Origin of the sequence: Nitrosomonas sp. (assembly GCF_043753625.1) — a bacterium.
Classification (GTDB): Bacteria; Pseudomonadota; Gammaproteobacteria; order Burkholderiales; family Nitrosomonadaceae; genus Nitrosomonas.
The window spans coordinates 1-20,379 of the sequence record NZ_JAYUWI010000034.1 but is presented as its reverse complement, the minus strand read 5'-3'; the positions used below and the strand labels follow the sequence as shown (position 1 = coordinate 20,379).

Annotated in this window: 18 protein-coding genes and 1 pseudogene; 10 read left to right on the top strand and 9 right to left on the bottom strand. The window is 43.0% G+C overall.

The window, feature by feature from the left end; translation table 11 throughout:
• Positions 1 to 192: 192 nt before the first annotated feature.
• From zapD to ACH10T_RS03390, 5 genes are all read right to left on the bottom strand, one after another.
• Positions 193 to 948: a cell division protein ZapD gene (gene zapD / locus ACH10T_RS03410; protein WP_394807926.1), complete on the bottom strand. Its 756-nt coding sequence runs from the start codon at positions 946 to 948 to the stop codon at positions 193 to 195.
• 101 nt (positions 949 to 1,049) lie between these two features.
• Positions 1,050 to 1,670, bottom strand: coding sequence for a dephospho-CoA kinase (gene coaE / locus ACH10T_RS03405; RefSeq protein WP_394807925.1), 621 nt, complete (start codon positions 1,668 to 1,670; stop codon positions 1,050 to 1,052).
• A gap of 3 nt (positions 1,671 to 1,673) precedes the next feature.
• Complete coding sequence (locus ACH10T_RS03400; RefSeq protein WP_394807924.1) at positions 1,674 to 2,534, bottom strand: prepilin peptidase; 861 nt, start codon at positions 2,532 to 2,534, stop codon at positions 1,674 to 1,676.
• A 38-nt stretch (positions 2,535 to 2,572) separates the two neighbouring features.
• Complete coding sequence (locus ACH10T_RS03395; protein ID WP_394807923.1) at positions 2,573 to 3,796, bottom strand: type II secretion system F family protein; 1,224 nt, start codon at positions 3,794 to 3,796, stop codon at positions 2,573 to 2,575.
• A 197-nt stretch (positions 3,797 to 3,993) separates the two neighbouring features.
• Positions 3,994 to 4,890, bottom strand: a complete 897-nt coding sequence (locus ACH10T_RS03390; protein ID WP_394807922.1) for an SDR family oxidoreductase — start codon at positions 4,888 to 4,890, stop codon at positions 3,994 to 3,996.
• Between the two features lie 49 nt (positions 4,891 to 4,939).
• Between ACH10T_RS03390 and ACH10T_RS03385 the strand changes: the two genes are divergently transcribed.
• Positions 4,940 to 5,995 carry a CDP-6-deoxy-delta-3,4-glucoseen reductase gene (locus tag ACH10T_RS03385; protein WP_394807921.1) on the top strand — a complete coding sequence of 352 codons (1,056 nt, stop codon included), beginning with the start codon at positions 4,940 to 4,942 and terminating at the stop codon, positions 5,993 to 5,995.
• Between the two features lie 5 nt (positions 5,996 to 6,000).
• On the opposite strand, the gene ACH10T_RS03380 is transcribed toward ACH10T_RS03385, so the two are convergent.
• The 3 genes from ACH10T_RS03380 to hemC form a co-directional block, all read right to left on the bottom strand.
• Positions 6,001 to 7,176, bottom strand: a complete 1,176-nt coding sequence (locus ACH10T_RS03380) for a heme biosynthesis HemY N-terminal domain-containing protein (protein WP_394807920.1) — start codon at positions 7,174 to 7,176, stop codon at positions 6,001 to 6,003.
• 121 nt (positions 7,177 to 7,297) lie between these two features.
• A complete protein-coding gene (locus tag ACH10T_RS03375; RefSeq protein ID WP_394807919.1) occupies positions 7,298 to 8,101 on the bottom strand; it encodes a uroporphyrinogen-III synthase in 804 nt (267 codons plus the stop codon).
• A gap of 2 nt (positions 8,102 to 8,103) precedes the next feature.
• Positions 8,104 to 9,060 carry a hydroxymethylbilane synthase gene (gene hemC / locus ACH10T_RS03370; protein ID WP_394807918.1) on the bottom strand — a complete coding sequence of 319 codons (957 nt, stop codon included), beginning with the start codon at positions 9,058 to 9,060 and terminating at the stop codon, positions 8,104 to 8,106.
• Positions 9,061 to 9,182: 122 nt separating this feature from the next.
• Here hemC and ppc point away from each other — a divergent pair, with 122 nt between their 5' ends.
• The 9 genes from ppc (at position 9,183) to ACH10T_RS03325 (ending at position 19,725) form a co-directional block, all read left to right on the top strand.
• A complete protein-coding gene (gene ppc, locus ACH10T_RS03365) occupies positions 9,183 to 11,978 on the top strand; it encodes a phosphoenolpyruvate carboxylase (RefSeq protein ID WP_394807917.1) in 2,796 nt (931 codons plus the stop codon).
• Between the two features lie 43 nt (positions 11,979 to 12,021).
• Positions 12,022 to 13,326 carry a M16 family metallopeptidase gene (locus ACH10T_RS03360; protein WP_394807916.1) on the top strand — a complete coding sequence of 435 codons (1,305 nt, stop codon included), beginning with the start codon at positions 12,022 to 12,024 and terminating at the stop codon, positions 13,324 to 13,326.
• 11 nt (positions 13,327 to 13,337) lie between these two features.
• Positions 13,338 to 13,892: a 16S rRNA (guanine(966)-N(2))-methyltransferase RsmD gene (rsmD, locus tag ACH10T_RS03355; RefSeq protein ID WP_394807915.1), complete on the top strand. Its 555-nt coding sequence runs from the start codon at positions 13,338 to 13,340 to the stop codon at positions 13,890 to 13,892.
• The gene (coaD, locus tag ACH10T_RS03350; RefSeq protein WP_394807914.1) at positions 13,885 to 14,364 is read left to right on the top strand and encodes a pantetheine-phosphate adenylyltransferase; all 480 of its coding nucleotides are present in this window, start codon (positions 13,885 to 13,887) and stop codon (positions 14,362 to 14,364) included. The genes rsmD and coaD overlap by 8 nt, the downstream gene beginning before the upstream one ends.
• A 15-nt stretch (positions 14,365 to 14,379) precedes the next feature.
• On the top strand, positions 14,380 to 14,631 hold the full coding sequence (locus tag ACH10T_RS03345) for a YfhL family 4Fe-4S dicluster ferredoxin (RefSeq protein ID WP_292993461.1): 252 nt from the start codon (positions 14,380 to 14,382) through the stop codon (positions 14,629 to 14,631).
• Between the two features lie 263 nt (positions 14,632 to 14,894).
• Positions 14,895 to 15,743: an HDOD domain-containing protein gene (locus ACH10T_RS03340; RefSeq protein WP_394807913.1), complete on the top strand. Its 849-nt coding sequence runs from the start codon at positions 14,895 to 14,897 to the stop codon at positions 15,741 to 15,743.
• 286 nt (positions 15,744 to 16,029) lie between these two features.
• On the top strand, positions 16,030 to 17,280 hold the full coding sequence (locus tag ACH10T_RS03335) for an EAL and HDOD domain-containing protein (RefSeq protein ID WP_394807912.1): 1,251 nt from the start codon (positions 16,030 to 16,032) through the stop codon (positions 17,278 to 17,280).
• Between the two features lie 226 nt (positions 17,281 to 17,506).
• Complete coding sequence (locus tag ACH10T_RS03330) at positions 17,507 to 18,550, top strand: type IV pilus twitching motility protein PilT (protein ID WP_394807911.1); 1,044 nt, start codon at positions 17,507 to 17,509, stop codon at positions 18,548 to 18,550.
• Between the two features lie 38 nt (positions 18,551 to 18,588).
• The gene (locus tag ACH10T_RS03325; RefSeq protein WP_394807910.1) at positions 18,589 to 19,725 is read left to right on the top strand and encodes a PilT/PilU family type 4a pilus ATPase; all 1,137 of its coding nucleotides are present in this window, start codon (positions 18,589 to 18,591) and stop codon (positions 19,723 to 19,725) included.
• Between the two features lie 132 nt (positions 19,726 to 19,857).
• On the opposite strand, the pseudogene ACH10T_RS03320 reads toward ACH10T_RS03325, so the two are convergent.
• A pseudogene (locus tag ACH10T_RS03320) lies at positions 19,858 to 20,088 on the bottom strand (IS5/IS1182 family transposase); the annotation flags it as partial.
• Between the last annotated feature and the right edge of the window lie 291 nt (positions 20,089 to 20,379).

Sequence of the window (20,379 nt, the reverse complement as noted above, 5' to 3'; positions counted from 1 at the left end):
CTCAGGGAGTGACCGCTTCAATTTCGACCAGAAAACGATCTCGTCGCGTCTGTTTCTTCTTTGACGAATATTCCAATTCAGAAAAGCTTGATTGCATTCATTTATCCAATATTATCAATAGGATGTGTTTTAACAAACTTCAGAAACTCATATCGATATGTTTGAATAAATCAGTGCTTCCTTAGCTCTTGACTAAAGATTACAGAAGGTGAGCTCAAATTTAACATCCCCTTCGTAAACTTTATTCCTTTGGCCTAATTGCGTGGGGATAAAGCGAATATTCAGAGCATATTTATTAGCACTGACTTCAGGCACACAAGGCAGTTGGTCACTTAAGTTCAATCTCAGCATATGTGCCGAATATTCCGAGCCTGTTTGCTGGAAAATACCTTGATTTGCGACAACTTGAAAAGTTTTGCCACTCTTTCTCAATAGGTGAAGCACAATCCCAAATGCATTGCGTATGGGCTGAAATGGTGTTAACCATTCGTCAAAATCTCTATGCCGGTTAATCGGATCTAAATTCAACCAGTAATGATAAGATGGCAAATCAAACATACAACAACCACCCGGTATCCCAATTCGCTGCTTGATTGTCATTAGCCATTCGTTCTCTCGCAAATGCTCTCCAACCTTTCCGGGAAAATCCAGCATTTCCCGGAAAGTGGTTTTAATATCATTGAGTACATTATCAAGTGCCACCTCAGAAACATCCGGATTCTTGCGTAACATCTCAAGTATCTGCTTTTGTCGTTCAAGCTCTTGTAATAAATCTGATTTAATATCTGCACGACTGGTAATTTCAAGGACCTCAAATAGTGCGATGAGCGAAGCATGATGCTCAGTGGCGGTAACTTTAGTTGAAAAGAAAACAATTTTGTTAAATAAATCTTCAAGTCGCAGAAGGGTACGGATACGTTCATTAAGCGGGTGTTCGTAACAAATCACAATAGCTATGCATCCACAAGAAAGATTAGAGATATTAAAATCTTGCCTTAGATAAGATTATTTCACAAAAAAATTAAATTTCACAAATAATTTCTTAACCGTTAAATCCCAGTATCCAGTTCATTTTCTGAAAGAATAAGATATTTATGATGTAGTTGAATTACTTGCGCTTTCAGGTAATCAATATCCTGATCGTTGATGATAACATCATCAGCTTTTTGTAAACGCTCTTTTCGCGAGATCTGTGCTGCCATAATCGCTCTTACCTGCTGTTCAGACAAGTTGCTACGCGTCATAGTACGTAAAATTTGCTGTTGCTCCTCGCAATCAATGACCAGAATTCGTTGAATAATATTGTCGTAATCATTCGTTTCAAATAATAAGGGAACAACGATTATGATGTAGGAAGACTGAGTTTGTGCAACTTGCTGAACAGTTTCTTTTAGAATGAGCGGATGCAAAATATTTTCGAGCTTGAGTCGTGAGTCGCTATCCGAGTAAATTAGGTTACGCGTCTTTTCCCTATCCAAAGCACCATCCACCGTAATCAAAGTATCCTGGAATGTATTTCGAATCGGATTGATAGCTAAACCATGCAGCTGAGTTAATTTTCGAGCAATTACGTCGGTATCAATAACGTCAATACCTAAATCTGAGAAGAATTGACTGGCGCTCGATTTTCCACAACCAATCCCTCCAGTCAGTCCAACAACAAAGGTCATAAATCAGAATAAACTATAATAAGCATGATTCAGCTTTTCTCCCCAGAATAGAGCAATAAGTGCCCCACCAACCAGATAAGGACCGAATGGAATAGGAATGTTCTTATTGAGTCTAGCAGCCAACATTAATCCAATACCAACAGTTGCACCCACCAGTGATGAAAAAAGTATGACCAGCGGAAGCATGCTCCATCCTAACCATGCCCCAATAGCAGACAGCAATTTAAAATCGCCATAGCCCATACCTTCTTTACCCGTGAGAAGTTTAAAGCACCAATAAATTGACCACAAGGAAAGATAGCCTGCTACAGCGCCAATAATCGCAGATTGAATATCAGTAAAACCACTGTTCGTATTAACCAGTAAGCCCATCCATAGTAGTGGCAATGTTATATCATCCGGCAGTAGTTGCGTATTCAGATCAATGACAGCAAGGGCAATGAGTGCCCACACAAAAATTAATACTGCAATGGTTGTCAAATCGTAACCATAATACCAGGCAACAAAACCGCTCATAAGCGCCGTTACTGCTTCTACAATAGGATAACGCAGTGAAATATGTGCATGGCACTGAGAACAACGCCCTAGTAGAACAAGATAACTAACAATTGGAATATTTTCCCATACGGTTATTTTATGTCCGCAATGGATACATATCGACCGAGGGGTAATCAGGTTAAATGTAGGTAATGCTTTGTCCGCCTCGCCTCGCAGCTCTGCACACTGCTGCAGCCAGTTTCTTTTCATCATTTCAGGCAGGCGGTATATCACGACGTTTAGAAAGCTGCCGATCATTAACCCGATTATTGCGACAAATGAAATAAAAAAAGCTGGCGTATCTTGCAGCATGGATAGAAATGGCATGGTTATTATGTAATAGAATTGGATTCTGGAAGTCGCGTTTAATTAACAACCATACCCATTTTAAAGATAGGTAAATACATCGCAATAACCATACCGCCAATTAGTGTTCCCAGTACAACCATTATGATGGGTTCCATCAAACTTGAAAGTGCAGCAACAGCATCATCAACTTCTGCTTCGTAGAAGTCAGCAATTTTACTTAGCATAGAATCAAGCGAACCGGCCTCTTCACCAATGGCGACCATTTGAATCACCATGTTCGGAAATACATTGGTGCCAGCCATAGAAGACGTCAAACTATTGCCTGTACTGACTTCAATTTGTATGTTCTTGGTGGCTTCGAAATAAATATAATTCCCTGCTGCACCGGCGACAGAATCCAATGACTCCACCAGAGGTACACCTGCGGCAAACATAGTTGAAAGTGTGCGTGACCAGCGTGCAATCGTGGCTTTACGAATTACTTCTCCGAAGATAGGTAACTTAAGTGCAAAACGATCCATAACGTTTTGCATTGAGATTGAGCGCTTCCAAGTATATAAAAAAGCATAAATTCCACCGCCCAGAATGCCTAGAATGGCCCACCAATATGCAACGAAGAAATTTGAAATGGTCATTACAAGAAGCGTTGGAGCGGGCAATTCAGCACCGAATCCTTCAAATAGATCTTTAAAAGCCGGAATTACAAAAATCATGATTACCGCTGTAATGACAAAAGCAACCACGATAATCGAAATAGGGTAAAAAAGTGCAGATTTAATTTTCCCCTTGATGGCTTGAATTTTTTCTTTGTAGGTTGCCAAACGATCTAGAATATGATCTAGAATACCGGCAGCTTCTCCTGCCCCCACAAGATTACAATATAGTGCATCGAAGTGAAGCGGGTATTTGCGAAAGGCATCTGTCAAATTACTACCAGTTTCTACGTCGGCTTTAATATCCAAAAGTAATTTACTCAAGGCTCGGTTGCTGTGACCTCTGCCCACAATATCGAAGGCTTGTAACAGCGGCACACCAGATTTCATCATAGTAGCTAGCTGACGTGTAAATAACGTTATATCTTTGTCAGTAATTTTGCCACCGGATTGAGTTTTCTTTATTTTTGTGACTTTGATACCCTGGCGGCGTAATGTGGAAGTAACAATAACTGTTCCGGCAGCGCGCATTTCACCTTTTATCTGTTTACCAGCCCTGTCCTTACCTTCCCAAGAGTAATTAATTTCTTTTAGTTTATTTTCTGTATGTGCTGTCACAGCTGCCATAATTAGATCCTCAAAAACTTAGAGTATTCATAAAAATATGTACTAGAAAAACATTGCAAAGACTCAAATTCTACTACCGTCATTGATAACAAAGCTCAAAAGATTAAAAAGATTATTTTGAGCTTGTGCTGAGCTAACGGCATAGTTCGTATATTACTTAGCGCTAATTTTCATAGCATTGCGGTCTATCTTAGATTTTATTGTCTCTCTGTATGAACAGCTTTAATGCCATCATAAACAGTTGGATACAACAAGTTGACATGCAATTCTTTTTTTATTCTTAGATTATTAAGCCGCCTGGATTCTTTCATGAAAGATAGCATCGTAGGTGATATCTGTTCTTGGGCTTGATTGCGGGTGATACGAGGGGGACGCGGCAAATCAAAATGATCGGCAACCAAATCAAAATATTCTCCCATTTTCAGATGCGAGTCATCGCAGGTATGATAGATTCTATTCGGTTTTGCATGTTGCAAGGCAGCATAAATTATTCGAGCGAGATCATTCGCATGAATATGGTTGGTATAACTATCTTCAATATCCAATAATGCTGGATGACCTTCTCGCAAACGTGTTAGTGGCAATCTGTTTGCTGCATAAATACCCGGTACGCGTAAAATGGAAACCGGGATATGATTACGCTTTCCCCAAGTACGTATCTGTCTTTCAGCATCGATGCGTCGTATTGCTCGGTCATTTTCCGGATGAACTGGGTATGTCTCGTCTATTAGTGTCCCATGGCAATCTCCATAAACCCCGCTGGTACTGATATAGATGAATCGTTGTGGTAAAATCGCTACTTGCCTTTTTGTTCGTCTGGTTAATGCAGACAGTAGATGCGCGGTTCTGCGATCGTACAATCCTTGATTGGGTGGAGGGGCCAAGTGTAGAACTAATTGTGCGATCCCTGCGAGTTTCTCAAGACTTTTCGGAAGATCAAGATTTCCGTAAATTGGGATAATGTCATGTAACCGTAAATGGCTAGCGCTGTCTAAATTACGATATAAACCGAGAATTCGGTAATGTGTTTGTAAAAGTGGTGCTGTCCGTAAGGCAATGTCACCACAACCAACAATTAACAGTGTTTTTTTCATATTAGCTATTTGTTTCTGATTATTATATTTTTTATTTGTCTGCCACTTAATGCCGTATCGAATCCTTATTAAACCCAGCGAGCATGCTCTAAAAGTAGAATCTGGAGAAACTATTCTTGAAGCAGCCCTCCGTGAAGGCTTCTCGCTGCCGTATGGCTGTCGTAATGGTTCCTGTGGGATTTGTAAAGGAAAAATCATACAAGGAACAGTAGACTATGGTCATTATAGTGAAGAAATCTTGACTGAAGAAGAGAGGCGAGCGGGTAACGCATTATTTTGTTGCACCTCTCCACTTACCGATCTGGTTATTGAATGTCATGAAATCGGTGCCACTAAGGATATTGAAATTAAAACATTACCGTGTCGTGTGCATAATCTTGAGCTTGTCGCTCCTGATGTGATGATTATTTCTCTAAAACTTCCCACTAATCAGCGACTGCAGTTTTTAGCAGGGCAATATATCGATATCCTGCTCAAAGATGGAAAGCGGCGGAGTTTTTCTTTGGCAAATGCACCTCATGATGATGAGTTTTTGCAATTACATGCACGTAACTATCCTGGAGGCGCATTTACTGAACATGTTTTTACGCACATGAAAGCCAAAGATATGCTTCGCTTCACAGGGCCTCTAGGATCATTCTTTTTACGCGATACACCTGAGAATACTTCCATTATCTTTCTGGCGAGCGGCACAGGATTTGCGCCAATCAAAAGTATTCTTGAACATATTTTTCATCAAGAGAACAGTCGAAACAATAAAATAAAAATCACACTCTACTGGGGTGCTCGTAAAAGAGCTGATTTGTATTTGGCGGATTTAGCAGAAAAGTGGCAACAACAGCACAAAAATTTCACTTTTATTCCTGTGCTGTCTGAACCCTTACTAACCGACAATTGGGAAGGGAGAATCGGTTTGGTACATGAAGCGGTCATGTATGACTTTCGCAGTTTGGAGAAACATCAGGTATATGCCTGTGGCGTTCCAGCTATGGTAAAAGCTGCTTACCATGACTTTACCAATCTTCGCGATTTACCAAAGGATGCTTTTTTCTCCGATGTATTTACACCTTCAACCAGCAATTCACAAGTCGTACAAGAATCTTAGTCGCCTTAATTGAGTTGTTTGAGTGTTAATTCAAGCCCCTTATTATAATGATTCATAGCTAATTCATGTTTGCCTAATTTCTCATTCAGTTGCGCTAAAGCAAAATGCGCTTTATGCCCAGGCTCAACAGATAAGCTGGCTTCTAAATAATTTTGAGCTTTACCCCAAAGCTCACAGTGCGTACAAAGTTTACCGAGCGTCAATAACAATTGTGCGTTATTAGGCTGTGACTTCAGCCAAACTTCAGCACACTCAATCTGCCTGTGAACATAATAATCCAGACATTCTGCATAGAGTTCAATTAACTCGTTATCCCATGTAATGGGGACATTCTGTTCAATGATCCGATTTGCAATCGTGCAGCTTCCTTGTGATATATAGGCACGCGCGGCAGCAACAGAAAGCTTGCTATCCATTTTCTCCATGGGAGATATGTGCTGCCAGTACTGATTTAGTGACGACAGGTCCGAAGCTTTACTTCTAATATTTTCTATTTGCGCGTCGTGTTTTAATTCTTTTATCAGCGTTTTATTGGCTGATTGACGTTTCACCAGTACTTCAGTTAACTCAATGACTGCATCCCAATTTCCGGCTTGTTTTTGCGCTTCCAGCTCCAATTGTAAAACGACAGTCGATTGTAAACCGCCATCCGAGTACAGTGACCGTAATGTTTTGAGCGCTTCTTCGTAATGACCATCATTCAGCAGAAATTCAGTTTTAGTGGCAAGGCATAACGATTTTTCATCGGGTGCTTTATGAAGTGCGGTGTTCAGATAACCATCTCGCGCTGAAATGTCATCAAGCTTATTTGCTGAGCGAGCTGCAATGACAGCGCAAATTGCTTGAACCGTTGCTGAATCAGCTAACTTCAATGCGATGGCTGTATTTCTTTGTGCTTTAACAAAATCGCCCTCAAAGTAAGCTTTCAATCCAGAAAGTAACATCTCGTCTGTTTTTTTATGGCGATGTCGTCGACTGAACCCTAATACTCCCAGAATAATCCGAACCAGAATATAGAAAACAAAAAATGCTGCAATTACCCCAATTATAAAGTGATCAAGTGATAGCTCTATTTGATAGGGCGGCATCTCCAACAGGGCACGCCCCGTCACGTTTTTTGCAGCAAGTGTAACAGCTACAGCAGCAGCAAATAGTGCCAATAGCCAGAGTATCAGTTTCATATTTTCTCCTTATTGCAGTAGAGCGATCATTGTTAATGTGAAACACAAATTACATAAACACCAGCCATGATAAGTACAAGTGATGTTATAAACGCTTTAGCCTCATTCCGAGTGCTTTTTCTTATAAATTGTAATGTTTCCCGGCTACCTGAAAGTATGCTTGTAGGCTTTCCAGCAAACCCTCATCTCCAGCAGATGTCGCTTTTACGATTTTTCCCAGCCCCAATTCTTTCGCTGTCCGGGCAATACGCTCATGAACTGTAAAAACCGGGGTCGATTTCAGTAATTGTTGGCCAAGCTTACCTATTATGTCAAATAAATTATGCAATCCTTCGCTGCTCGTGATAATCACCGCGTGTATCTCGCCTTGCGACCAAGCAGTTATTAATGACGTTGTATCAACATCTGGTTTCCTGCGTTGATAACATTCCGCGTATTCGAGGAATGCGCCACGCTGTATGAGTGTGTTTCCCAGTAATTCCCTACCGCCGTTACCACGAAAAATAACAACTCGTTTGCCAGCCATATTTTGCAATTGCTCCTGTTGCAGTAATGCTTCACTATCAGAATGCTCAACTGGAACGAGTACTTCGTTGATGCCATAATGCTTTAAAGCATCCGCACTGCCTTTACCGACGGCGGCAAATCTCAAATGGGAAGGCAATGTACGTTTACGTTGCTTGCCGATTAACTGCATGGCCTTGTTGACGGCATTGGGACTGACGAATATTGCCCAATCGAATTCATCTAAGCGGTCAATCAAATCTATCAAAAGATTTAAATCTTTTATATCAGTAATTTCCAGTACCGGAAGTATAATTGGATTCCCGCCAATAGCGCGAATACCTTCAGCAAGAAAAACAGATTGCTGTATTGGACGAGTAACCAGAATATTAATACCGTCTAATTGTTTGTTTGCAGGCAACGCTATTTCCAACCATCTGCTGGGACCAAGGCTGCCAATATTTCATCTGCACCTTCGGTGACTAGTTTTTGAGCCAGCTGCTGCCCCATAGCGATACCGGTTTCTGGTTTGCCATTTAATGCGCCGCTGACGATGCGTTTGCCATCAGGTTGTGCAACGAAGCCACGTAACTCGAGAGTGCCATTGATGATTTCTGCAAACGCTCCCAATGGTACCTGACAACTACCTCCCAATACACGACTTAAGGCTCTTTCTGCTTCCACACAATAAGCAGTTGCCTGGTGATGCAAAGGTTGCATTAGCTCAACCAAATCTGCGCGATCAGCCCGGCATTCGATACCCAAAGCACCTTGCCCTACCGCGGGCAAGCTTTGTTCAGGATTCAGCAGTGCTGTGATGCGATCGGATAATCCAAGCCGTTTTAAGCCAGCCGCAGCGAGAATGATTGCAGCATACTGCCCTTCATCGAGTTTACGTAACCGGGTTTGTACATTGCCACGCAATGGATGCACTTGAAGATGAGGAAATTGTGCGCGCAGTTGACTTTCCCGCCGTAGGCTTGATGTACCAACAATGCTGCCTTCCAGCAGCGCATCCAGATTTGCATATTGATTGGAAACAAAGGCATCGCGAGGATCTTCCCGTTCAGTAATGGCAGCAAGTTTGAATCCCTCGGGCACATTCATGGGCATATCTTTCATCGAATGCACCGCAATATCAGCTCTTCCATCTTCTAAAGCTTGCTCCAGTTCCTTAATGAACAGACCCTTCCCGCCTATTTTTGATAATGACTGGTCCAGTATCTGATCGCCAAGCGTTGTCATGCCGAGTATGCTGATTTCAGTTTGCGGGTATAATTCGCCTAAACATTTTTTAATAAACTTAGCTTGCCACATTGCAAGCAGGCTTTCTCGTGATGCAATGACGATTTTCTGGGGAGATAAAAGTGGATTGGGCATTAATAGTATAAAATGAAAAAATTACAAAAAATTCTTAATAATAGTCATTTTAGCATGGTCGACACTGCCTTGGCTTGTCGCAAGTGTATGTCGGATTCTTTTTTATGTGAGCATGTGATGCGATGAGCGCAACTGATTCAGAGAATAGTGTCGCCAACAATAAATCGGTGAATGATAAAGACTTACCATTGCGGGAAGATATTCGTTTCCTAGGACGTATGCTAGGCGATACGTTACGTGAGCAGGATGGAGATAGCTCTTTTGAACTGGTCGAGAATATACGCCAGACTGCAATTCGTTTTCATCGGGACCAAGATCTAAAGGCGAGAGATGAGCTTGATGCAATACTCAGCCAGCTAAGTGACAAAGACTCATTGCCCGTTGTTCGTGCATTCAGTTATTTCTCATTACTTTCCAATATTGCTGAGGACGTTCATCACAACCGGCGCCGGCGCGCACATCTTCGCGCGGGATCTCTGCCACAGGCTGGTAGTGTGGCATTAGCACTGGAACGCGTATTGGAAAGCAGGAAAGATATTAAAGTCTTAGCGAACTTTTTTAACAAAGCAATGATATCCCCAGTTCTGACAGCGCATCCAACAGAAGTCCAACGAAGAAGTATCCTGGATTGTCAGTTAACCATTGAGCGTTTGTTGAAGGAACGTGCGCGGACTGAACTCACTCCGAATGAATTGCGCCACAATGAGGAAGGCTTGCGCGCTACCATTCAAATATTGTGGCAGACTCGTATGTTACGTCCCACCCGCTTGTCTGTGTACGATGAAATTGAAAATGGCTTGGCGTATTACAGCTACACCTTTTTGACAGAGATCCCATATATCTATGCCAAAATAGAAGACCTGCTCGAACGCCGCTTGGGTAAAGATGCCCCCTATGTCACATCGTTCTTGCGCATCGGCAGCTGGATTGGTGGCGACCGTGATGGCAATCCATTTGTCACGCATGATGTCATGTTACGGGCGGTGGAACGTCAATCGTCGGTGGCATTGGATTTTTATATCGATTCCGTGCAGAAAATAGGCCGCTCTATGAGTCTGACTGAGCAATTGGTGCAAGTCAGCGATGAAGTTAAACAACTGGCTGCTACCGCCCCGGATATTCCCAACCGGTCTGACGAACCGTACCGGCGGATTTTCCTCAGTATCGCTGCGCGTTTGATTGCAACCGCGCATCAATTAGGTCATCAGGTTACGCAATACACGCCGGCCGAAACCAGAGCGCCTTATGCAAGCAGCACTGAATTTTTGCACGACCTCAATGCCATCATCCACTCTCTCAAACAGCATAAATCATCTTGGATAGCACGAGGTGCATTACGTAATCTTAGCCGCGCCGTGGACGTATTTGGTTTCCATTTAGCACCGCTGGATATGCGTCAGCATAGCAAGATCCATGAACAGGTCGTCAGCGAATTATTCGAGCGCAACACAGGGCGGAAAGGCTATGCGCAGCTAAGTGAAAAGGATCGTACTGAGTGGCTGCTTAAAGAAATTAGTCAACCGCGTTCGATACTAGCCTCGTACGCTGGTTTATCCGAACTGGCGCAATCTGAACTGCAAATCTTGCAATGCGCCGCCGAAATTCATCGCCGCTTTGGACGTGTGGCGATGTCGAATTACATCATTTCGATGACCACCAACATCATTAATGTGCTGGAAGTGGCATTCTTGTTACAGCAAGTCGGTCTGTTGCAAACCGGTGAAAATCCGCAAATTCACCTCAATATTATCCCACTATTTGAAACAATCTCGGATTTGCGTAGCTGTAGCGTTATTATGGATCAGTTATTTTCACTGCCCTATTATCGTAAGTTGCTGAGTTCGCGTGCCAACGTGCAAGAAGTCATGCTGGGGTACTCTGATAGCAACAAGGATGGCGGTTTTATCACGTCGAATTGGGAGATTTATAAAGCCGAAATTGAACTCACCAAAGTTTTCGCCAAGCACAAAGTTGAGTTACGTTTGTTTCACGGTCGTGGTGGCACGGTGGGCCGGGGTGGCGGACCGAGTTATCAAAGTATCCTGGCTCAGCCGCCAGGAAGTGTTAATGGTCAAATACGCGTAACCGAGCAAGGCGAGGTGATCAGCAGTAAATATGCTGAACCTGAAATTGGGCGACGGAACCTTGAAACATTGGCGGCAGCGACAATGGAAGCAACGCTGCTGAGCCATGATTCAATCGGCACGAATTCGGATCGTTATTATCCGGCTATGGAGGAATTGGCGTCCGTGTCTTTTTCAGCTTACCGTGATTTGGTGTACGAAACACCCGGATTTAAGCAATTCTTCCTGGAATCAACACCGATCCGCGAAATGGCTGGGCTGCATATTGGCAGCAGGCCGCCATCACGTAAGAATTCCGATGCGATTGAAGATTTGCGTGCAATTCCTTGGGTATTTAGCTGGAGTCTGAGTCGAATGATGCTGCCGGGATGGTACGGATTTGGTCACGCAGTAGAAACTTTTGTCAATCAGGAAGATCAGGATGGGCAGGGATTGGCATTATTACAGGAGATGTATCGGGAGTGGCCCTTTATGCAAACATTATTGTCGAACATGGACATGGTGTTGGCTAAGACAGATATGGGTATTGCATCCCGCTATGCGGAATTAGTCGAAGATGTGGCGTTGCGTGAGCAGATTTTTGGGCGTATCAAAGACGAATGGGCGAGAAGTCAGAAATGGTTGTTTGCCGTAACCGGTCATACTGAGTTGCTGCAAGACAATCCAACGCTAGCGCGGAGTATTCGCAACAGAACCCCTTATATTGATCCACTTAATCATTTGCAGGTGGAATTACTGCGCCGTTACCGATCCGGTGAAGATAGCGAAGAAGTTAAACGTTCCATCCACCTTACGATTAATGGTGTAACCGCTGGGTTGCGCAATAGTGGCTAAATAGATCCTTTTTACTGAAATACTTGGGCTGCAGGAGGCTTTCGTGCAAATAAAGCAATTCATAGGTATCGTATTATTTGGTTTTTATTCTCAATGGGTATCGGCTTCACTGCCGATCCAGTACTGGCAGGCATCCTCCGGAGCAAGAGTTTATTTTGTCGAAAATCACGATTTGCCCATGTTGGATATCAATGTGGAGTTTGCTGCGGGTAGTGCCATGGATACAGTCAGTAAATCAGGCTGCGCCAATCTGGTACAGCATTTGCTTAGTCTTGGCGCGGGCGGCCTATCGGAAGACCAAATTGCCACAGAATTGGCCGATGTCGGCGCACAACTAAAAAATAATTTTGACCGCGATCGTGCGGGTTTAGCTCTACGTACTTTGAGCAGTGAGCGGGAGCGCAAGCAAGCACTCGATGTATTTGCACGCATTATTCAGTCCCCGGAATTCTCTCAGGAAATATTGTCGCGTGAAAAGGCAAGAATAGTTTCGAGCATTAAAGAATCGAGCACCAAACCAGATTACATTGGCGAGCGTGAATTGATGAAAATGCTCTATAGCAGTCACCCTTACGGATTCAATGAGCAGGGAGAAATTGATACACTGAATAGGTTGCAGCGGGAAGATTTGGTTTCTTTCTATCGTTCTTATTATGTAGCTGGGAACGCAGTAATAACAATCATTGGCGATGTGACTCGGCTTGAAGCTGCAGCAATTGCAGAACAATTAACTGATAGGCTATCTTCCAGTGGACCGAAAACTGAAGTACCGGCAGTATCAATACCCGCCTCAGGAATAAAAAGAATTCCTCACCCGGCAACACAAAGCCACATCCAATTGGCCTATCCGGGCTTGCGTCGAAGTGATCCGGATTATTTTCCCCTATTAGTCGGGAACCATATACTGGGCGGCGGAGGGTTTATTTCTCGTTTGATGGAAGAAGTTCGTCAGCAACGTGGTTTGGCTTATAGCGTTTACAGCTTCTTTTCTCCCTATAAAGAACAAGGGCCTTTTCAGATAGGTTTGCAGACAAAAAAGGAACAATCAGAAGAGGCGTTGGCATTAACACAGAAAGTGCTTAAGGATTTTGTTGCAAGTGGTCCAACAGAGGAAGAGTTGCTGGCTGCCAAACAAAATATTATCGGCGGCTTCCCGCTTCGAATAGATAGTAATAGCAAAATATTGAGCTATCTTTCCATGATCGGCTTTTATAATTTACCACTGACTTATTTAACGGATTATTTGGTAGCTGTTGAAGCAGTATCAACCGAGCAAATCCGGCAAGCATTCCAGCGACGAATCCAACCGGACGGTATGGTCACTGTTGTCGTGGGAGCAATTGAGTAAACGCTTGGTCCATGACTTTAGTTAGAGGAAAGGTCCGTATCATTGGTGGTCAGTGGCGCAGCCGTTTGCTGACTTTTCCAGCAAATCCTGATTTAAGACCCACCTCCGATAGAATACGTGAAACCGTATTTAATTGGCTGGGACAGGATTTAACCGGCATGAGTTGTCTTGATTTGTTTGCTGGAAGTGGCGCATTGGGTTTTGAAGCCGCATCTCGCGGCGCGTCACAAGTGGTTATGGTCGATGCAGATACTAAAATTTATAATGCACTGCATGAAAATAAGGAAAAATTGCTAGCTACGCAAGTTGAGCTAAAAATGATGAATGCGTTAAATTTTTTGAATTCTGATGTGCGGAAATTTGATGTTATTTTTCTTGATCCGCCTTATCGTCTTGAACTGTTACCCAAATTGTTGCTGCTACTGCCATCACATCTGGGAAAGGACGGACTGGTTTACGCTGAGACTAAAAGCGCTTGGGTCGCGGATAAACCATGGCGTGTAAAACGTAGCGCAAAAGCTGGTGCCGTATCCTATCAGCTTCTGGAGTTAGCACTGAATGGATAAAGTGATTTATCCTGGTACGTTTGACCCAATAACGCGTGGACACGAAGATTTAGTCCGGCGTGCTTCGCGTTTGTTTGATCAAGTTATCGTAGCGATAGCCGTGAGCAGTAGTAAAAAACCATTCTTTACTTTGGAAGAAAGGGTAGAAATGGCACACGAGGTATTATCAGATTGTCCGAATGTCAAAATTATGGCATTTTCTGGCTTATTGATGAATTTCTTGCAGCAACAGAACGCGCGAATAATTTTGCGTGGTTTGCGTGCCGCTTCAGACTTTGAATATGAGTTTCAGATGGCGGGGATGAATCGAAGTATGTATCCCGATGTGGAAACTTTATTCATGACGCCATCAGAACAGTATATGTTTATTTCAGCAACCATTGTGCGTGAGATTGCTTCATTGGGCGGTAATGCGGATGCATTTGTACATCCGCTGGTAGCAAAAAAACTACGCGAAAAAATAACAAAATAGTATCGAGAGAATTCAATGGCATTAATTATTACTGACGAATGCATTAACTGTGATGTTTGCGAACCCGAATGCCCCAATGGTGCGATTTCTCAGGGTGAAGAAATTTACATGATAGCTGCAAGCTTATGCACAGAATGTGTTGGGCACTACAATGAACCGCAATGTATCGAAGTATGTCCTGTCGATTGTATTATTACCAATCCAGATAGGATTGAAAGTAAAGAACAACTACAAGCTAAATATCAGTCGCTTATCTCTGGAAAATAGCCTATATCCGGCAAAATAAGCCGGAACCGTACCACGCTTCTACACGAAATCAGATCGTTTTCTCCGCTTAATCGTCAACACATTGCTGCGCATATTGGTTTAATCTTCGCATGAGCATTTTGGTTTTGCTTGCGAAGTATTCCGATGGAATCCGAGCACAGGCCAGAAAATAGTTAATCCATCGCCAAAATTAGATGTAACCACCGCATTATCCAATTAAATTATGACCAGCGCTAATTGAAATTTTCTTAACTGAGACTCAAATGGATCCTCGTACAATAGCCACGAATGTTCGCTCAATTTTTTCTTTACCGGATGTTGTGATTCGCATCAACGATTTAATTGATTCAGGGGAAGCATCCAATTATGAACTGGAGCAGGTGATTTCTAGTGATCCGGCATTAACAGCAAAATTATTGAAGTTTGCAAACAGCACTTACTTTGGTTTTTCTGGCAAAGTAGAAACTATTCTAAAGGCAATTTCCATAATTGGGCATAAGGAACTGCGTAATCTAGTCTTAGCAACATCAGTGACGTCTACATTTAAAGGTATTTCATCCGATCTGGTCGACATGGATACATTTTGGAATCACAGTATCACTTGCGGTGTAACAGCGCGTTTACTCGCCTCGAGTGTTGATAGTAGAGAACGTTTCTTTATCGCTGGATTGTTGCATGGTGTTGGGAGATTAATACTCTTCAGCCAGTACCCGGAAGAATCTGCAAAAGTGTTGAGTTACATGAACCAAGGCGAGGACGCTGTAATCCATGCAGAACGTAAGATTTTTGGTTTTACTCACGCACAATTAGGTGCTGAGCTTCTGAAGCAATGGAAATTACCTCCTAATATTTGGAAAATGGTTGAACACCAATTCGCTCCCATGAACATGAAGGGTGCGAAATATGAGTATGACGCTAACACGCTTTGCGCAGCAATCAATATCGCTAACTATATCCAGCCCTGTACTAATCAGAAAATAAATTACGAAGAAACAATACCTGAACGTGCAATCAGAATATGGAGTTACCTTGGTTTGTCGGCTGAAATTATTGAGTCTGTAATGACAGTGGCTAAATTGCAAGTCATAGAAGTATTCAATGCCATTCGGTAGTCATCAAGAAATCACAAAGACATATTATCGATGCGTGTTAATGTCTTTGCACATAGCTTATAGTAAACACCGTATCCAACTGTGTTGTAAAGTACCAATCCGCGACGGACAAACCAGCCGTTCGTCCCAGTAATAGTATATTTCCAGAGAAATTTTCTCTTTGAAATCACCGGAGAGTATTTCAATTATTACAGTATCTTATTATGTCCATGCTAAAACTCAAGTTGGTTTAATTCAAGACGATAAACAAAAGCGCGCAAGATAGATAGAAGATACAGGAGAATATATGAAGGAGGTTTATCTTGGCAGGTTACCGATTCTTGACAGCAAGCAAAATTTAGTCGCCTATGAACTTTTATTCCGTTCCGACCAAAATAACACAGTTATTGTCACAGATAATTCTGCCGCTTCGGCAAATGTCATCATTGATACCTACGGACAATTGGGCATTGAAAATGTAATAGGAAAAAGGCGCGGTTTTATTAAAGTCGACACTGAATTATTAATGCACGACGCCATTTGCATGCTTCCCAAAAAGCATGTAGTTCTCGAAATTTTAAAAAATGTTGAAATTAATGATGAAGTTATTCAACGCTGTACATTTCTGAAACAAAAAGGCTATCAGTTAGCGCTTTCCAATGTTGTTCAATTGGATAATCGATACGATCGCATCATGCCTTTAATTAATGTAGTCAAAATCAGTATCACTGCGTTGAAACAAAGCGATCTGATCAGTCTTATAAAGAAACTAAAGCGCTGGCCGGTGTTGTTTTTAGCAGAGAAAGTTGAAAGCCAGGAAATGGCCAGGAACTGTATCGCTTTGAATTTCCATATGTTGCAAGGCTTTTATTTCGCAAAACCAGAGATTATCTCGGGCAAACGAATTGATCCATCCAAACTAGCCTTACTTAAGCTTTTATTGCTTGTTGTTAAAGACAGCGATGTGAGTGAAATTGAGGATGAACTCAAGTATCAACCCGGTTTAAGCTATAACCTGCTGCGCATGGTCAATTCTGCCGCAAGTGGTTTGCCAAGCACGATTAACTCGATAAAACGAGCTATTATGATACTCGGCCGGAAACAGCTCCAACGTTGGGTACAGATATTACTCTATGCCGCCAAACAGAAGGGTGGCAATGCATCGGATGCATTAATGCAAACTGCCACGCTACGCGGAAAACTGCTTGAATTCATCGCCATAGCAGATCGCCCGCATGACAAAAATCACCAGGATCGTGCTTTTATGGTGGGTACCCTATCATTGCTGGATACCTTACTTGGGATAGAAATGGCCGAACTGGTCAGTTCACTCAGCATACAGAAAGATATGAGCGAAGCTTTGCTAAACCGGCGTGGATATCTGGGTCGTCAACTGGAATTGATTGAAGCCCATGAAAAAGGTAAGTTTGAGAAGGTTTCAGCGATGCTGTCAGAATTGGGTTTTCTGAGCATCAGTGAATTCACCAAAATGGAATTGGAAGCAGCAGCCTGGGCCAACCGGATCAGTGACGCAATCAATCAATCCACACAAAACTAAGCAATTGATAGGTAGAAACAAATTTTACCTGATAAATGGACAGTGCAAATCCCGTCAAGTTGATCGGAATGCATTTTCTATGCATTCGCTGACCAGAATCTATTCAATTTTCATCCGCTCCTTCCGTTGACTAACGAGCTAACTCAGGTGCTGCTTACTTGAGATTGACGAATTATTTTTTGAACATTTCACATGACGTTACCTATTGTCACAAGAGGACATCGCAATGAATATAGTTGAGCTGCTTACATTCGTGGTTAAGAACAGCGCTTCAGATTTACATTTATCTGCAGGTATGCCACCAATGATCCGGGTACATGGCGAGATCCGCCGCATCAATTTGCCGGAGATGGGCCATAAAGAAGTACACGCGATGGTGTACGACATCATGAATGATAGTCAGCGCAAATTTTATGAAGAACACCTTGAATGTGATTTTTCTTTTGCAATTCCTAATCTCGCACGTTTCCGCGTTAATGCGTTTAATACACAGCGAGGTTCCGCAGCAGTTATGCGAACGATTCCATCCAAAGTTTTGAGTCTGGAAGATATCAACGCACCCAAGATATTTGCTGAAATTGCAAAACAACCGCGTGGTGTTGTTTTAGTAACAGGCCCTACCGGTTCCGGGAAATCCACCACATTAGCGGCAATGGTCAACGATATTAACGAGAATGAATACGGCCACATCCTGACACTTGAAGATCCCATCGAATTTGTACACGAGAGTAAGAAATGCCTGATTAATCAGCGCGAGATAGGGCGGGATACCTTAAGTTTTTCCAATGCACTGCGCTCGGCGCTGCGTGAAGACCCTGACATCATTCTAGTAGGTGAATTGCGTGATCTGGAAACCATACGCTTGGCGATGACGGCGGCTGAAACAGGTCATTTAGTATTTGGCACATTGCATACGAGCTCTGCTGCAAAAACTGTGGATCGTATTATTGACGTTTTTCCTGCAGAAGAAAAAGAAATGATGCGCGCAATGCTATCTGAGTCATTACGCGCTGTTATTTCTCAGGCGCTGTTAAGAACCAAGGATGGCAAAGGACGCGTTGCCGCACATGAAATAATGATCGGTACACCAGCGATACGTAATTTGATCCGCGAAGCCAAAATCGCTCAGATGTATTCGGCAATTCAGACGGGCCAAAACGTTGGTATGCAGACATTGGATCAGAATTTAACCGAACTGGTAAAACGCAATGTTGTTTCCGTGGCCGAAGCACGCAGTAAGGCCATGAATAAGGATAATTTCAGGATTTAATTGATCGTTCAATGGATTGAAAACGCCAGGGGTATGCTATGGATAGGGAACAAGCAACAAAATTCATGACTGATTTACTGCGCTTAATGCTCAGCAAAAAGGCATCCGACATGTTTATTACGGCCGGTTTTCCGCCTGCATTCAAAATTGATGGAAAAATGACACCGGTTTCTCAGCAATCATTGTCTGCACAGCATACCGAAGTGTTAGCCCGAGCGATTATGAATGACAAGCAGGCGGCTGAGTTCGAAGCCGCCAAAGAATGTAATTTTGCGATTAGTCCCGCCGGAATCGGGCGTTTCCGGGTTAACACCTTTGTCCAGCAGCAACGGGTCGGCATGGTGTTGCGTACTATTACAACCAAGATTCCTGAATTTGATGATCTGGGTTTACCGCAGATACTCAAGGAAGTTGTAATGAGCAAACGGGGTCTGGTGATTTTTGTGGGCGGCACCGGGTCGGGAAAATCCACATCGATGGCGGCTTTAATCGGATACCGCAATAAAAATAGCTTCGGCCATATTATTACCATTGAAGATCCGGTGGAATATGTGCATGAACATATTCATTGTGTCATTACGCAACGTGAAGTGGGTGTAGATACCGAATCATGGGAAGCAGCTCTAAAAAATACGCTGCGGCAAGCACCCGATGTCATTCTAATCGGGGAGATACGTGATCGTGAAACCATGGAACATGCCATTGCCTTTGCTGAAACCGGCCATCTTTGTTTGGGCACATTACATGCCAACAGTGCCAATCAGGCACTTGACCGCATTATCAATTTCTTTCCGGAAGAGCGCAGGGCTCAGTTACTCATGGACTTGTCGTTGAATATGAAATCACTGGTCGCGCAGCGATTGATACCGGCGAAAGATGGAAAGGGGCGCGTAGCGGCTATCGAAGTGCTCTTGAACTCGCCACTTATCGCAGATCTGATTTTTAAGGGAAATGTTCATGAAATTAAGGAAATTATGAAGAAATCTGGTGAAATGGGCATGCAGACGTTTGATGCTGCATTATTTGCGCTGTATGAAGCGGGGAAAATAAGCTATGAAGACGCGCTACGGAACGCTGATTCCGTGAATGAGTTGCGTCTGCAAATTAAACTCGAAGGCGCTGAAGCCAAGACGCGGGATTTAAGTTCTAGCATAGAGCACCTAACAATAACATAAACTATGCCAGCTCAGCTCATACAGTTATCGAATTGACGGAGTAGTCTCCCCTGTAGAAGATTTAGAACTCGTATGAGCTGGAGAAGTTGAAAAATTTCAAACGAGTAATTGCTGATACGACAATCCAGTAAACGGCAATCGCGGCTGCCCTGCAGCACTCACGCCCCCACCAGCAATCACCAACGTTGTGTCGAACAGATCATTGATCTCCACCACTTGGCCTTGACGATTCTTGCGCTCGAAAGCTGGTGCAAGTGCTGCTTCAATATCGGGCCACGGCAGTCGATTTGACAATACCACTAAGGGGTGGTGCAGATCAATCATCTGGTCGAGACGAGCACGGAAAAAATCATCGGTCGGCATTTAAGTTTCCCCTAATTCCATCAGGTTTTGATGGAATTAGTATAAATTCCCAGGGATTTCAGCGTTCGCTAATTCTCATGAATTCGAACATTATTTGGTTTCCAAGCATTTCGCAGGACCGACTACCTATCTTCTGTGCTAATGCCACAAGAACAATAATTCTTTGTTATAGACCTGGCCCCTTGATGCTATGCAAGAACAACTCCCCATATTCAAAAATCAAGTGCACCACCGTATCCTAAGTATCATTAACTAACTGGATAACAGAGGTGCAACATGGCAATACACTAT

Coding starts and splice junctions, on each gene's coding strand:
- coaE (WP_394807925.1), bottom strand. CDS start 1,670: ATGACCTTTGTTGTTGGACTGACTGGAGGGATTGGTTGTGGAAAATCG.
- ACH10T_RS03400 (WP_394807924.1), bottom strand. CDS start 2,534: ATGCCATTTCTATCCATGCTGCAAGATACGCCAGCTTTTTTTATTTCA.
- ACH10T_RS03395 (WP_394807923.1), bottom strand. CDS start 3,796: ATGGCAGCTGTGACAGCACATACAGAAAATAAACTAAAAGAAATTAAT.
- ACH10T_RS03390 (WP_394807922.1), bottom strand. CDS start 4,890: ATGAAAAAAACACTGTTAATTGTTGGTTGTGGTGACATTGCCTTACGG.
- ACH10T_RS03385 (WP_394807921.1), top strand. CDS start 4,940: ATGCCGTATCGAATCCTTATTAAACCCAGCGAGCATGCTCTAAAAGTA.
- ACH10T_RS03380 (WP_394807920.1), bottom strand. CDS start 7,176: ATGAAACTGATACTCTGGCTATTGGCACTATTTGCTGCTGCTGTAGCT.
- hemC (WP_394807918.1), bottom strand. CDS start 9,060: ATGCCCAATCCACTTTTATCTCCCCAGAAAATCGTCATTGCATCACGA.
- ppc (WP_394807917.1), top strand. CDS start 9,183: ATGAGCGCAACTGATTCAGAGAATAGTGTCGCCAACAATAAATCGGTG.
- rsmD (WP_394807915.1), top strand. CDS start 13,338: ATGACTTTAGTTAGAGGAAAGGTCCGTATCATTGGTGGTCAGTGGCGC.
- coaD (WP_394807914.1), top strand. CDS start 13,885: ATGGATAAAGTGATTTATCCTGGTACGTTTGACCCAATAACGCGTGGA.
- ACH10T_RS03345 (WP_292993461.1), top strand. CDS start 14,380: ATGGCATTAATTATTACTGACGAATGCATTAACTGTGATGTTTGCGAA.
- ACH10T_RS03340 (WP_394807913.1), top strand. CDS start 14,895: ATGGATCCTCGTACAATAGCCACGAATGTTCGCTCAATTTTTTCTTTA.
- ACH10T_RS03335 (WP_394807912.1), top strand. CDS start 16,030: ATGAAGGAGGTTTATCTTGGCAGGTTACCGATTCTTGACAGCAAGCAA.
- ACH10T_RS03330 (WP_394807911.1), top strand. CDS start 17,507: ATGAATATAGTTGAGCTGCTTACATTCGTGGTTAAGAACAGCGCTTCA.
- ACH10T_RS03325 (WP_394807910.1), top strand. CDS start 18,589: ATGGATAGGGAACAAGCAACAAAATTCATGACTGATTTACTGCGCTTA.